The 13,577-nt window shown below is 69.6% G+C and carries 12 protein-coding genes and 1 pseudogene; 3 read left to right on the top strand and 10 right to left on the bottom strand.

Annotated features, from left to right (window positions below; translation table 11 throughout):
* Nucleotides 1-34 precede the first annotated feature (34 nt).
* Nucleotides 35-625: a SigE family RNA polymerase sigma factor gene (locus tag J2S57_RS13430; protein ID WP_307242293.1), complete on the top strand. Its 591-nt coding sequence runs from the start codon at nt 35-37 to the stop codon at nt 623-625.
* Nucleotides 622-1,578, top strand: a complete 957-nt coding sequence (locus tag J2S57_RS13435) for a hypothetical protein (RefSeq protein WP_307242295.1) — start codon at nt 622-624, stop codon at nt 1,576-1,578. Before J2S57_RS13430 ends, J2S57_RS13435 begins: the two co-directional genes overlap by 4 nt.
* A gap of 12 nt (nt 1,579-1,590) precedes the next feature.
* Here J2S57_RS13435 and J2S57_RS13440 read toward each other — a convergent pair whose 3' ends face one another.
* The 8 genes and pseudogenes from J2S57_RS13440 to J2S57_RS13475 form a co-directional block, all read right to left on the bottom strand.
* Nucleotides 1,591-1,971 carry a VOC family protein gene (locus J2S57_RS13440; protein WP_307242297.1) on the bottom strand — a complete coding sequence of 127 codons (381 nt, stop codon included), beginning with the start codon at nt 1,969-1,971 and terminating at the stop codon, nt 1,591-1,593.
* A gap of 9 nt (nt 1,972-1,980) precedes the next feature.
* Nucleotides 1,981-2,526, bottom strand: coding sequence for an AAA family ATPase (locus J2S57_RS13445; RefSeq protein WP_307242300.1), 546 nt, complete (start codon nt 2,524-2,526; stop codon nt 1,981-1,983).
* Between the two features lie 437 nt (nt 2,527-2,963).
* Nucleotides 2,964-5,502, bottom strand: a pseudogene (locus J2S57_RS13450) (DUF5682 family protein); the annotation flags it as partial.
* The gene (locus J2S57_RS13455) at nt 5,499-6,611 is read right to left on the bottom strand and encodes an ATP-binding protein (protein ID WP_307242306.1); all 1,113 of its coding nucleotides are present in this window, start codon (nt 6,609-6,611) and stop codon (nt 5,499-5,501) included. The gene J2S57_RS13455 and the pseudogene J2S57_RS13450, both read right to left, overlap by 4 nt.
* A gap of 27 nt (nt 6,612-6,638) precedes the next feature.
* Nucleotides 6,639-8,054, bottom strand: coding sequence for a vWA domain-containing protein (locus J2S57_RS13460; RefSeq protein ID WP_307242308.1), 1,416 nt, complete (start codon nt 8,052-8,054; stop codon nt 6,639-6,641).
* Nucleotides 8,051-9,385 (bottom strand): hypothetical protein, encoded by a 1,335-nt coding sequence (locus tag J2S57_RS13465; RefSeq protein WP_307242310.1) that lies wholly within the window; start codon nt 9,383-9,385, stop codon nt 8,051-8,053. The genes J2S57_RS13460 and J2S57_RS13465 overlap by 4 nt, the downstream gene beginning before the upstream one ends.
* The gene (locus J2S57_RS13470) at nt 9,382-9,900 is read right to left on the bottom strand and encodes a hypothetical protein (RefSeq protein ID WP_370882464.1); all 519 of its coding nucleotides are present in this window, start codon (nt 9,898-9,900) and stop codon (nt 9,382-9,384) included. Before J2S57_RS13470 ends, J2S57_RS13465 begins: the two co-directional genes overlap by 4 nt.
* Nucleotides 9,901-9,948: 48 nt before the next feature.
* On the bottom strand, nt 9,949-10,488 hold the full coding sequence (locus J2S57_RS13475; protein ID WP_307242314.1) for a hypothetical protein: 540 nt from the start codon (nt 10,486-10,488) through the stop codon (nt 9,949-9,951).
* A 125-nt stretch (nt 10,489-10,613) separates the two neighbouring features.
* Between J2S57_RS13475 and J2S57_RS13480 the strand changes: the two genes are divergently transcribed.
* The gene (locus J2S57_RS13480) at nt 10,614-11,072 is read left to right on the top strand and encodes an Asp23/Gls24 family envelope stress response protein (RefSeq protein WP_307242316.1); all 459 of its coding nucleotides are present in this window, start codon (nt 10,614-10,616) and stop codon (nt 11,070-11,072) included.
* 51 nt (nt 11,073-11,123) lie between these two features.
* On the opposite strand, the gene J2S57_RS13485 is transcribed toward J2S57_RS13480, so the two are convergent.
* Nucleotides 11,124-11,471: a hypothetical protein gene (locus J2S57_RS13485; protein ID WP_307242319.1), complete on the bottom strand. Its 348-nt coding sequence runs from the start codon at nt 11,469-11,471 to the stop codon at nt 11,124-11,126.
* Nucleotides 11,472-11,649: 178 nt separating this feature from the next.
* Nucleotides 11,650-12,975 (bottom strand): glycoside hydrolase family 16 protein, encoded by a 1,326-nt coding sequence (locus J2S57_RS13490; protein WP_307242322.1) that lies wholly within the window; start codon nt 12,973-12,975, stop codon nt 11,650-11,652.
* Nucleotides 12,976-13,577 lie beyond the last annotated feature (602 nt).

Consider the following 13,577-nt stretch of genomic DNA (forward strand, 5'->3'; position numbering starts at 1 on the left):
GTGATCGTGCTGGGTCGGGTGATCGTGGGGGACGATGACGCAGGACCTGCAAGAGCGTTTTCACTACCTGGTGGAGGCGGAACTGCCGAGGCTGAGGCGCTTCGCGTTCAGCATGTGCGAAGACTGGCACCGGGCCGACGATTACGTGCAGGCCGCGCTCGAGCGCATGTACATGGCCTGGCCGAAGGTGCACGACATCTCGCACCCGGGGGCCTATCTGCGCACGATCCTGGTGCGGCAGATGCTGAACGAGTGGCGGCGGCCCTGGCGGCGTGAGCACAGCACCGAGGTGCTGCCCGAAGTCGGCTACGAGACCACCGACGACGCCGTCCTGGTGCTCGACCTGGCGCGGGCGCTGCGTGGGCTGAGCAGGCGGCAGCGGGCGGCGGTGATCCTGCGCTACGTCGAAGACCGGTCTGTGGCCGAGGTCGCGCAGATCATGGGCACGACTCCGGGTACCGTGAAGCGTCACTGCTCCGACGCTGTCGTCCGGCTGCGGCACATCCTCGGTGAAGACTTCACCGACGACCGCCAGGACGACGACCCACGTCGCTCGCCGTCTGCTTCTCTCCCCGTCCTCGACCATGACCTCGATCTCGACGTGACTCGCAGAGGTGTTCGATGAGCCCAGAGCAGATGCCGTTGTCCCAGCGCCTGAAACAGCTCGACGAGGTCCAGGCGGCGCGAGGGATGCCGGAGTTCGACCTCGACGCGGTGATCCGGGGCGGCGAGCGTCGTCGGCAGCGGCGCCATTCGCTCGTGCTGGGTACCTCTGCGGCGGCACTGGTCGTGGCGGGGTTGTTCACCGGGGGTCGGTGGTGGCCCGACCCGCCTGTTCATGAGACGCCGGTCGCGGCGCCGCTGGAGTACGCGCAGAACGGTGGGTCGGTCGCGGTGTCGCAGGGGTCGGACCCGCTGGCCCGGGTGACGGTGCGGTCCGTGTCGCTCGACGCCTCCGGCCGGGGCACGGTGGTGCTGCTGGTCGACGCCGACGGTGATTTCACCGTCCAGCCCTCCGATTTCGTCTGGGCCGGTGACTCACTCGAGCAGACGCCGGTCGGGGCGGCCGACGAGGTGACGGTGAACGGCGTCGAGACCCTCAACCTGACCTACGACGAGGTGTCGGCGGGGGAGCTGGCCTGGACGCTGCCGGGCACCGACCGGCTGGCGGCGGCGTGGAGCGTGGGTGAGAGCGTCACCCAGGCGGTGGCCGGTGACGAGGTCTGGTACCTGCAAGACGGCGCGACGGTGACCGCGTACCAGGGGAGTGAGGCGCGGGGGCGGGTGACGGTGTCGGTGGCCGCGGCGGGATCGGTGCACGTTCGGGTCGCGTCGTCCGGCGAATACGGTTCTTGGTCAGATCATTTCGCGGTGCGGGCCGATGATTTCGTCTGGTCGGGCGGAGACCTGTCGCAGCAGGCGCCCGAGAGCTCGGGCTGGCGCTCGCTGTCGGTGCGTGACGGTGCGGTGCGAGAGGGCGATCTGCGATTCGCGGGGGTGGGTGAGGGTTACCTGGTGTGGGCGCCGAAGGTGGGGGAGACGGCGGGGGTCTGGTCGAGTGCGGGTGCGGCTGATTGAGCTTGCCGGTGGTTACGGCCAGACGGTGGCCTGCTGCTTGAACACGTCCGGGTCGCTGTGCACCGGGATGACGCACAGCAGGTGACCGCCCGGGGCCTTCAGGGTGTGGCAGTCGAGCCAGCGGCTGATCTCGACGGCGCCGAGGGCGATGAGCCGGGCTGTCTCGGCGTCGAGGTCATCGGTCTCGATGTCGATGTGGAAGCGCGGGGCGCCGTCGATGCTCTGGATGGCCGTGACCAGGCCGGGAAAGGCACCGTTGATGTTGGTGAACTGTTCCTCACCGGCTACCGGGTTGGCCGGGACGCCGAAGGCGCCGGACCAGAAGGTGGTGGCGGCGGGGACGTCGTCGCGGGGGACGTCGATGAGCAGGGTGGAGAAGCGGCTCCTGTGCATGGGGTCAGCCTAGAGGCCGGCGGCGGTGGTGATCGCGGCCAAAGTCTGGTCCAAAGTTGAGTTCTCGGGGATGACCATCTCGGTTGGCTGTCCGAGCAGGTCGCGGGCCGAGTACCACTCCCGCATGTGAGCGGGGGTGAATTCGCTGGCTTGCGGACGCGTGGCATGACGCTTCACCGTTTCCTCGAAGCTGGCGTCGAGGTAGACGAAGAGGGCGGGGCCGTTGTGGGCCTCGGCCAGGGTGCGCAGCATGTCGCCGTAGCGGGGGCTGTGCAGGATGCCTTCGAGGATGACGTGGTAGCCGTGCTGCAGGAGGAAGGTGACGTTGTGCGCGATGAAGGCCGGGGCCAGGGATGGGGTGTCGTGGTGGCCGTGGCCGTGGTGGCTGTCGCGTTCGTGTTCGCGTTCGCGGAGCACGATGCGGCGGAGGAAGTCCTGCTCGACGAGGGCCCAGCCGCGTCCGGCCTGCAAGCGTAGCCGCTGGGCGACGGTGCTCTTGCCGGAGCCGGAGTTGCCGCGGATGACGATCAGGTGGGTGTCGGAAAGGGGTGGCATGACTCTCCGGACTCTCCGGACTCTCCGGACTCTCCGGACTCTCCGGACTCTCCGGATGCCGGGATGCCGGGGATGGCTGGGTTGGCTGGCCTGCGTCTCGTGTACCTGAAGGTCTCAGGCGATCACCAATCGTATGCCGACGAACTCCTGCGCAGAGGAGCTCGTGGTCACGCCGGATCGGCGTGGGTGCACGCCGATCCGGCTCCATGGCTACCCCACGAGCGCGGCCACAGCTGTCGCAGTGTCCGGGTACTGTTCCAGCAGGAGCACAGGCCCACCGGAATCCGATTCGGTCGCCGCCTTCGACCACTCGTCCGGCTGCCCCAGGATGCGCGCCACGGCCAGCGCGGTGACCGGATGGCTGTCGACGAGACGCCGGGCGAGTGAGGCGTCCGGGGACAGCACCGGCATGGACGTGGCCGGAGCAGTCTTCCGCTCCCACGGCGCCGTCCAGCCGTCGAGCGCGGGCAACGCCCCCGGGAACGTACGCCCCGCCTCCCGCGTCAGCAGCGGCACCAGCTCCGCCGCCTCCTGCTTCAGGGTGGTGATCAGCGTCGGCAGCCAGGGCAGCAGCACCGGGTCGGGCAGGCGGGCGAAGGCCTTCGAGAGGATCTCGACCACGAACGGGGCCAGCCTCGGCACCGGCTCCAGCGCGTGCACGAAACCGCTCACGTACTGCGGGAAACTGGGCACGACGAGCGGGTTCGCCAGCAGCTCGTCGCTGCGCTCGCGCAGGTCGGCCACCGCCAGGTCGCCGAGCTGGTGCCCCGCCGCCCAGAACAGAGCCGTCTTGGCCGGGCCGAACGGCACGGACTGCTTCACCGCCAGCTCCAGCTGCATGCGCTCGCAGCCCAGACTCAGCGCCAGGCTCTCCATGCTGAAGAGGAAGCCCAGCATGGCCGCGACCTGCCGCACCCCGGTCTCTTCGTCGGCGAAGGCGGTGGGCAGCAGCGTGCAGTAGTGCGCATAGCCCGCCGTGACGAACTGCTGGCACCACGCCGGCAGCGCACCACCCGGACGGCTCTCGAAGTAGGCGATCAGACGGCGGATTCGGCCCAGCACCAGCGGGGCGTCGTCGACCGTGCGCTCGGCGGCCAGCAGCTCCACCGCCCGCACCCCGAGTTCGTCGGTCAGCCGGGGGCTCTCGAGCAGCCGGAGTGAGTCTTCGACGGCCGTGAGGGCCTCGGCCGCCGTGGCCTTCGGATCGCGCACCGACCGCCGCAGGCGCTGCTCCAGCACCTGCTCGACCGTGACACCCTCATAGCCCAGCTCGATCACGGTGCGCTGGTGACGGCCCAGGTCGAGGTCCCAGCTCTCTTGCACCGACTTCTCGCCGAGTCGCTGCGAGCCCATGACCGTGCGCAGCGCCGGGCCCGGCAGCAGGTACTTCAGCCGCCACAGCAACCGCGAGCAGGGCGCCAGCTCGGGCTGGCCCACCAGGTCGATCAGCGCCCGCCGGATCGTGCGTGACGTCAGGTCGAGCCCCAGCGGCTCCAGCCGGTCGTACACATCCTTGGCCAGCGGGGGCAGCGCCTCGTAGCCGACCTGCCCGACCTTGTCGCCGCCGAGCAGGATCTCGCACAGCCGCCGCACGTCGCGCCGGCCCGGCACCACGTCTTTCTCGATGCAGGTGACGGCCGCGTCCTGGAAGTCGTACGGCGTCGGGCGCGCCCGGCCCCGCATGTTCGCCAGCAGCACCGACGTCTCGTAGACCGCGATCGCGTCGGCCGTGCTGGCGAGGTACCCGTTGCGCCGTGCCAGCCGCACCACGTCGACGCACCAGCCGCGCAGCTCCTCGTCGTCGAGACCACCCGGGGGTGGTGGGGCCGCCAGGTACTCGGTGAGCCGGTCGGCGGTCGGGCCGGGCACGACCGGGGCGGGCGGCAGAGCCTTCCTGGCCCGGCGGCGGCCGCCCTTCTGCCCCTCCAGCCGGAACGGTGTGAGCTTCGACCGGGTCAGCCCCTTCTGCCAGGTGGCCGCCGCGATCGACACCGAGCCCGGCGCCAGGCCGAACTGCGCCTCGATCGCCGAGTGACTCGACGGGATCAGCCCGTACAGCCACTCGGTGCCGGTGCGCGGCGTGATCTCCAGATCGGGGGTGCCCGGCTCCGACCCGGCCTCCGCCACCCGGCTGACCGCGTGGAAAGCGCCGCAGATGTAGAGGCAGTCGTCGCGGTCGACACCGGAGGTGGCCAGGTGCGCCCGGATGCGCGTCCACATGTACCGCTCACGCTGCTCGTCGATCGCCAGCCGGCGGGTGCCCTCCGGGGTGAGCCGGCGGAACAGGCTGCCGATCAACGTCATCACCTGGCGGTAGGTGTCGTGGTCGGCATTCGCCAGCGGCTGCTCGACGTACTGGTCCCACCACTCCGACCAGTGGCGCACCCGCCCGTGATGCAGGAGGTGCTCTTCCAACTCGGCGAACCGGGGTCGCAGATCACCGATCTCGACCCCGACCGCGTCGCCGTGCAGGTCGTCTTCAACCTCGGTGTGCTCTTCCGAGGAGTCGGGCGACCACTGGAACACGTGGTCGGACGAGCGGTCGACGAGAACCAGCTCCACCCCCGGGGTCTCGAGGGCGTAGGCGATGGCCTGGTACTCGGCCGAGGCCTCGGTGATCGGCGCGACCACGCTCAGCGGACCCCAGTCGGCCGGGAACCCGTCGAGCTCGGACGCGAATGCCTGCAGGGCCACGGGCAGCTTGCAGTTACGCAGCTCGGTCAGCAGCGGCTGCAGGTCTTCGCACAGCTCGAGATACACCACCTTGGGCTGCTTCTCGCGCAGTCGCCGGCCCATCGCCAGCGCCGAGGCGGGCGAGTGATGGCAGACCGGGAAGATCTCCAGCGGCTCGGCCGTGGCGTGGTCGACGTCGCTGACCAGACCGGTCAGGATCTCGGGGAGCGCGGCCGGGCCGTCGGCGAAGGCCTCGGCGGCCTCGATCAGCTGCTGCCGCAGCGGCTCGAAGACCTGACTCATGACAGGACGCTGATCGCCTGGCGGCCGCCCTCGAGGAACCCGGTCCACGGGCCGCCCTCGTTCTGGCTGCGCTGCTCGATGGTGCCGTGCCAGTAGGTGTTGAGGATGGCCAGGTCTTCGGGACTGCGCCGGGCCAGCGACCCGACCAGCGAGCTGGCCAGCGCCTGGGGGGTGAGCTCCCGCGCGCCGAAGAACGTGCTGTGCAGCACCGCGTCTTCGAGGACACCGATCTGCTCGGCCGTGGACAGCGACGACTCCAGCTTCTCGTCGTCACTGCCGGCCGCCGCGGCCCCGGCCCTCAGGTCGGCGAAGCTCTGCAGCAGCACGTCGAACAGCGAGGGCGGCACCTCGAGGTCGATCGAGTGGCGGCGCAGCAGCTCCTCGGTGCGGAAGCGCACGATCTCCGCCTCGCTCTTCTTGTTGGTCACCACCGGGATACGCACGAAGTTGAACCGCCGCTTCAGTGCCGACGACAGGTCGTTCACACCGCGGTCGCGACTGTTCGCCGTGGCGATGATCGAGAAACCGGGCTTGGCGAAGACGATGTTGTCGTCGTCGAGTTCGGGGATGGACACGTACTTCTCGGACAGGATCGAGATCAGCGCGTCTTGCACGTCGCTGGTGGAACGGGTGAGCTCCTCGAAGCGGCCGATCACACCGCCCTCCATCGCGCTCATGATCGGCGACGGGATCATCGACTCCCGCGACTGCCCCTTCGCGATGACCATCGAGACGTTCCACGAGTACTTGATGTGGTCTTCGGTGGTGCCCGCCGTGCCCTGCACCACCAGCGTGGAGTTGCGGCTGATCGCGGCGGCCAGCAGTTCGGCCAGCCAGCTCTTGCCGGTGCCCGGGTCGCCGATGAGCAGCAGACCCCGGTCGGAGGCCAGCGTGACGATCGCCCGCTCGACGATGCTGCGGTCGCCGAACCACTTCTGGCTGATCTCGCGATCGAGGCCGTCGGACCGCTCCGAGCCGAGCACGAACGTGCGCACCATCTTCGGGCTGAGCCGCCACGAGAACGGCTTCTGCCCGGTGTCGACCGACTCCAGCCAGTCGAGCTCCTCGGCGTACTTGGACTCGGCCGGGGCGCGCAGGATCTCACTCATAGCTTTCTCCGTATCGTTCAAGGGGTTTCAGGCCAGGAAGTTCTTGAGCTCGGTGACGAGCTTGCGCACGTGACCGGAGAGCACGGGGGTGCCCTGGTCTTTGAAGCGCTGGCGGAACCAGGGATTGACGCTCTGCTGACCGCCGCTGGAGACCGACCCGACCGGGATCAGCTTCACCCCGGACTTGTGCAGCGACTCCAGGCCGGTGAAGACTTCTTTCTCCTGCCACTCGTAGAAGTCGGAGATCCACACCACGACGGTGTTGCGCGCGTCGGCGATCTTGGGACGGGTGAGCTCCAGTGCCGCCCGGCCGTCGGTGCCACCGCCGAGCTGGGTGCGCAGCAGCACCTCGAACGGGTCGTGCACCCAGGGCGTCAGGTCGAGAGCCCGCGTGTCGTAGGCGATCAGGTGCACGTCGACCTTGGGCAGACCGGTGAAGATGGACGCCAGGATCGTGCAGTTGACCATCGCGTCGACCATGGACCCGGACTGGTCGACCACCACGATCATCCGGGCCGGCTCGATGCGCTTGGCCGTCTGCCGGAAGAACAGCCGGTCGACGTAGAGCTTCTCGTCGTCGGGGTTCCAGTTCGGCAGGTTCTTCCAGATGGTGCGGTCGAGATCGAGGTTGCGGAACACCCGCTTCGGCGGCACCGAGCGGTCGATCGTGCCCGCGCTGGCCTGCGCCACCTGGGTTTTCAGCACCTCGGCAACCTCGTCGACGAACCGCCGGATCAGCGCCTTGGCGTTGGCCAGGGCCACGCCGTCGAGATTGTCCTTGTCACGCAGCAGCTGCTCGATCAGCGACATGCTGGGCGTGAGCTGCTGGGCCAGGCGGTTGTCGGCCAGCACCTCGCGCAGGTGCATGCGCCGCACCAGGTCGCCTTCGATGGTGGCCAGCACCGGCGGGAGCTTGCTGAAGTCACCGGGGTGGAAGCCGGTGCCGGTACCGGTGCCCGCAGCCTGCCCGCCGGGAGTGTTGCCGGCGTCGTCGGGTCCGCTCTGGGCGCCGGAACGCTTGCCCCGCATCGCCCCCGGTTGCATGCCACAGGCGCGCTCGAACCAGCCGGCGTCGGACTGCCACCGGGCCAGCTGCCCGGCGCTGACCGAGCCGTTGCCCGTGTCGAAGACGTTGAGCAGGATCTTGGAGACCAGAGCGGCGCGACGAACCTCGTCGCCGGTGCCGGACTCGGAGCCGGACTCGGAGTCGGCGCCTCCGTCGGGACCCGGCGTCATCAGCCCGTCGAACTCGGCCTCCAGATGCGGAAAACGCTGCACCAGGGTGTCGACCGCGATGGCCGGGTCGAGCACGGCCACCGGCAGGTCGAGGTCTTCGACCACGGCCAGGCTCGCGGTCTCGAGAGCGGCCTGCTCATCGGGATCGAAGAGCCGGGCCAGCAGGCGCCAGTAGAGCACCTGGCGGCGGTTCTCGTCGGTACTCATTTGCGCAGCAGCCTTCCCGCGCGCTCGCGCAGCACGTCGACGGCGGCACCGTTGACCGCCTCGGCCTTGGCGGCCTTGGCCTCGGTGGGACCGAGCGCCCAGTCGCCGGTGTGCACCGCGACCACCTTCTTGCGCACCGTTGCCTGCACCGCGAGCGGCCGCACGAACCAACCGCCCGCGTCCCACCGGAGCAGGCCGATGCAGGCGGACGACGAGGACACCAGCTCCGACGTGAGCGGCCCGGCGGTGGGCAGCGGATCGACCCCGACGACGACCCCGCCCAGGTCGAGACCCTCGTCACCGGACGAGTAGCCCTCGAGCAGAACGGGTTCGGCCAGAGCCGCGGGATGCCGGTCGAGCGGCGCCGGGAAGGTCGCGACCGCCGTGCCGAGCAGTACTCGGGCCGTGGCGAACGGGTCGGCCACCTCGCCGGGCGTGGCCAGCTCTTCCTGCCACAGCAGGTCGCCGGCGGCGGTGAGGGACATACCCTTCAGCTCGAGCGACTGGTGCCCGGCCAGCGCCCCCAGCAGCACCGGGACACCCGCCAGCATGCGCCAGGCCGAAGGCCCGGTGATCGTGTCGACCTTGGCCGCCGTGACCGTGACCCGGACGACGCGCACCGCGTCGCCGCTCTCGAGCAGACCGTGCACCTGCACCTGGAAGGCGGTCGGGTGCTCGCGAAGATCGGCGCCCAGCAGCAGCAACCGGCCGCTCACCGGCTCGGCCGGGACCTCGCCGGACGGCATCAGCAGGGCCCGGCTCCACAGGTCGGCCCAGCGCCGGGACGGCACCTGGCTCAGCGTCGCCACCGGGGCACCGGCCCGCAGCTCGGCGGCGAAACCGTCGATCAGCACGGCCAGCCGCCGCTGACCGGGATCGTCGAGCAGACCGGGCACCGCCCGGGCCCCGGCCGCGGCGATCTCGTGATCGACGCCGCGCCAGCCGGTGATGGCGAGCTCGCGGAGCCAGGAACGGATGTTCGACGGGACCGAGACCTCGGGTGAGGTGTCGGGGAAAGGTGCTCTCGTGCGGGCAAAAGCCTGAGAGGCCAGGGCATCGTGCACCGCACCCAGCAGCGCGACCCGGGCGCCGGCCACCGCGAGCAGGTGCTCATCGGTGACCGAACCGGCCGCGATCTTGCCCGCGGCCTCGCTCAGAGGCGCCGCGAGCGGAGATCCGGCGAAGGCGCCGGCCAGGTCGGTGAGCGACCGCAGATGGGCGTCGTCGGGGCGACCGAGACCGTGTTCCAGCGCGTCGTCGAGCCCGTCGACCAGGGCCAGAGCCTCGGGCAGCCCTTCCGGAACCGGGCCGAGCGCCGGTAGCGACGTCACAGCCGCACCGGCCCGGCCGGGAACCACTGCATCTCGGGCAGCGGTTCGGTGCTCACCGGGATCTCGAGATAGGCGAGGTGGCGCAGGAAACTGCTGAAGACCTCGGCCGCGCGACTGGGCGCCTCGGTGGCGTGCAGAGCGCTGAACAGGGAGCCCTGCTCGGGGATCTCGATGCTCAGGTAGCGGGCCACCCGCTCGGAACCGAACTGCTTCTCGGCCTCGGTGAGCAGGGCCTGGATGTGCTTGCAGCCGTAGTTGCTGCGCAGGCCGCCACAGGGCCGGTTGTTGTTGGTGGAGCAGCTCAGGCCGTGGTCACCGGCGGAGATCGACGAGACGTAGACCCGCTCGATGTCGGACCCGCTCGAGACGACCCCCTGCAGCCGGCCCTCGGACAGCTCGAGGAACGGAACCTTCGCCAGCTTGCGCGGATTCACCGTCGGCACCTGCTGTGACGTGCTGCTGCGTGGCTGCACAACCCCTGCCTTCCCTGGCCCGGCCCCTCCGGGTGTCTCCATGTCTATCGGAGCCCACCGACAATCTTGAAAGAGGCCAGGCCGGGGCGCCTAGGTCGACTGCAGCACCGTGAACGGCGGCCGTACCTCACCGGTCAGTTCGACCGCTGCCTCGAGCGCCATCAGGGCGCGGCTGTAGCTGTCGATGGGCGACCTGGCGGTCGAGTGCAGCGACCCCAGCGCGACCAGGTAGCCCGAGCCGACGGCGGCGTAACCGGCTGCGGTGTGGCCGATCTGGTAGTCCGAGTCGACCAGGTAGAGCCGGCCGCGGATGCCGACCAGGAACTGGCCACCCTCCTCGCGCCCGTCTTCGGTCTTCGCGTACCCACCGGCGGTGAGGCAGTCGCGCACCGCGTCGATGAAGGTCGTCGCCATGAACCGGTCGACGTCCCAGGTGTCCGGCTCGCCGATCTCCAGCGAGTAGCGCAGCAGCTGGCCCATCCGGTAGCTGGTGGTGAAACCCATGAGGTAGGGGCCGACCTGGAACACCTTGGTGTCCGACCGGACCGCGACGTGCCAGCCGTCGCTGCCCGCCGAGTCCCCGCCGATGGTGACGGTGTGGCCGTCCGTGATCCCGACGATGCATGTCACGGCCGGGGAGTCTACTGGCGGCGCACGAGCGCATTGAGTGCTTTTCGTCGGTATGTCTTTATAGGCTCCGCAGATGTGCTGCCTGGCACACGTGGGAACGAACTGGGCGAGAGTGGGATCGACGCATGAGCACGCCTGCTGGGAACGAGACGATTGAGGACGCCCCGGTCGAGTCGGGGGAGCCGGCCGCGGAAGCGCCGGTGGTCGCGGAGACCACCCCGATCCGGCGGGAGCCGGTGGGGACGGGCGCGACCGAGGTCGAGCGTGAGGTGGTCGAGAAGATCGCGGCCGCGGCGGCCCGGTCGGTGCCCGGGGTGAGCGACCTGGGCGGTGACATCGCCCGGTTCTTCGACTCGGTTCTGGACCGGATCGGGCTGGACGAGGTCGGCGACGCCACCCGGGGTGTGCGGGCCGAGGTGAACGGGATCGAGACGACCGTGTCGGTGGTGCTCGTGATCAGTGCCGACGGCGTGGTGCCGGACATCACGACGGCGGTGCGCACCACGGTGACCGAGGCCCTGGTGAGGTACGGGCTCAAGGTCATCGCGGTCAACATCAAGGTCGACGACATCACCATGGCGTGAGGTTCGCCGTGTGAGGAGGACGGCCCCGGAGCCGTCCTCCTCATCGGGCGACTACTGCGTCCACCCTTCGTTCCAGGACTTGAAGCTGGCCCAGCCCACCTTGCCCGAGGGCAGGTCGGCGCCGGAGTCGAACGACACCCGCACGACGGCGTTGGGCTTCTTGCAGGCCTTGTACTGGCGGACCTCGCGGGTGTAGCCGTGCCCTTCCTTGCCCAGGCTGACGCGAGTTCCCTTGGTGCCGAAGATCTTCGCGACCCGGGCCTTGGACATCCCGACGTTCACCGTGCCGAACTCGCCGACAGTGGCGCAGGGCTTGTTCTTGGGGGCGGCGTCGGCGGCCACGGCGCCGCCGAAGACCAGGGCGACGGCGAGGCCGACGACGATCAGAACTCTGTGCATGGCGATCTTCCTTCTCCAGAACCGGTTGCTGACGTGTCCCATCGGAACACCGAGCGAGGGTCAGAAGAAGGGGAACGCCTGATCAGGCCGAACCCGGCTTCCGTGTAAACCATTGAGCGTTGGGACGTTCCGGCTGGTCAGGTGGGTGATGCGGGCCGGGGTGCCCGGCCCGCACGGTTCACACCACCGAGAACTTCTGTGCCGCAGCGCCGTTGCAGTCCCAGATCTGCAGCCGGGTGCCGTTGGCGGTGGCCCCGGACGGGGAGTCCATGCACCGGTTGGTCGTCGGGTTCTTCATCGAACCGTCGGACTGGGCCACCCAGTTCTGGTAGCCACCGCCGTTGCAGTTGGCCAGCTGCAGTTTCGTGCCCGCGGCGTTGGCGCCACCGGCGATGTCGAGGCACTTGCCCAGCGTGCGCAGGGTCTGGCCGTTCCAGGTCCAGTGCTGGTCCTTGGCGTTCGCCTGGCAGTCCCAGAGCTGCACCGCGGTGCCGTCGCCGCCGGTGTCGTCACCGGCCACGTCCACGCACTTGCCGCCCGGCCCCTTGATGGTCTTGCCCGACACGGCCGAGCCGCCCTTGTTGTAAACGGCCACCGAGTCGATGACGAGCTTGCCTCCGGAGACGGTGGACGCGTTCGGGCCCCCGCCGAAGGCGGCCGGGAAACCGCCGCCGATGGCCAGGTCGTAGATGATGAAGAACGGGTGGTCGATGGCGTCGGCCCAGGTCGTGGCGTCCACCTGGTTGGCGCTGATCGTGTAGAAGTTGTTGCCGTCCAGGTAGAAACGCACCTGCTCGGGCGAGGTCGAACGGTCGATCTCGACGGCGTAGTTGTGGAACCCGGTCGAGCAGCCCCCGCAGGCCCGCTCGCCCGAGGTGATGCCGGTGGACTCGTTACACGGCCCGCCCGGGTTCACGCCGCAGTGCATCGCGGCGAACGTGGACGGGCGTCCGTTGATGTTCTCCATGATGTCGATCTCGCCGGACTTCGGCCAGGTCACGCCCGAGCGCAGCGGCGCCCCGAGCATCCAGAAGGCGGGCCAGTAGCCGGCCCCGTTGGCGGTGGTGACGTCGGGCTGCTGGAGCCGGGACTCCATCCGCACCACGCCGCCGGGCGCGGCCCCGAAGGTCGCGGCCTGGGTCTCGACGCGGCCCGAGGTCCAGCCGGAGGCCGGGTCGGAGCCGGAGTGCAGGGCCCGCAGCACCAGATGACTCTGCCCGTCGTAGTAGACGTTCGAGGTGCTGTTGGTCATGGTCTCGATCTCACCGGTGCCGAAGCTGCTGCCCGGTCCGGTGTCGTACTTCCACTTGCTGGTGTCGAGGCCGGCGCCGGATGCGCCGTCGAAGTCGTCGCTCCAGGTCAGGGTGAAGCCGGACGGGGTGGCGGGCACGACCGCCTGGGCGCCCTGCTGGGACACCGTGACGGCCGCCGCGACCGGCAGCATGGCCGCCGCGACGAGCACGAGCAGGCGTTTCCACGGTTTCCGGGTGAATGACGATGGCATGGGATCTGTACCTCCGGGTCAGGGATTGGAGGAGACGACGGGAGTGGTCGACGCGTCAAAATAGCTGGGAGCGCCGATGTCCCGGGCCAAGACAACGCTATTTGTAAGTCATGCTTATTTAAACGGTCGGTCCCGTGCCTGCGCCGAGCGGCCAGGTATTGTCGGCCATACGGTGGGACCGGATCGGGAACGCCGCTCCGTCCAGGGCCAGCACCGTCCCCGGGAGCTGGCCGGCTACGTCCTCCAGGCCGAGATCCTGATCCGGGAGGAACTGGGCCCGCCACAGCCACACCGCGCCGAACCGCCTGGCCGGCCGGTCCTCGCCGCACCTCCCGTGGATCGACAGCGAAACCGAGCTCGCCCGCCTCCTGGACCTCGACGTCCACCATTCAACCTGGTTCGCCGACGTCAGGCTGCAACGACGGGCATCGCCGGCCCCCCCGCGCCACTACCGCTACACCTGGCGCCCCGGCCGATGCGAAAGGCGTTCCGATGCAGGCAGAATGGTGGACGCGTTGACGGGCATCGTTCGTGCCGAACGTTTGTCGGTGGCCGCCGCCAAGACTCGTATCCGCCGATGACATCAGCGGCAGACCGTGGTG

This window comes from Kineosporia succinea, assembly GCF_030811555.1.
Taxonomy (GTDB): Bacteria; Actinomycetota; Actinomycetes; order Actinomycetales; family Kineosporiaceae; genus Kineosporia; species Kineosporia succinea.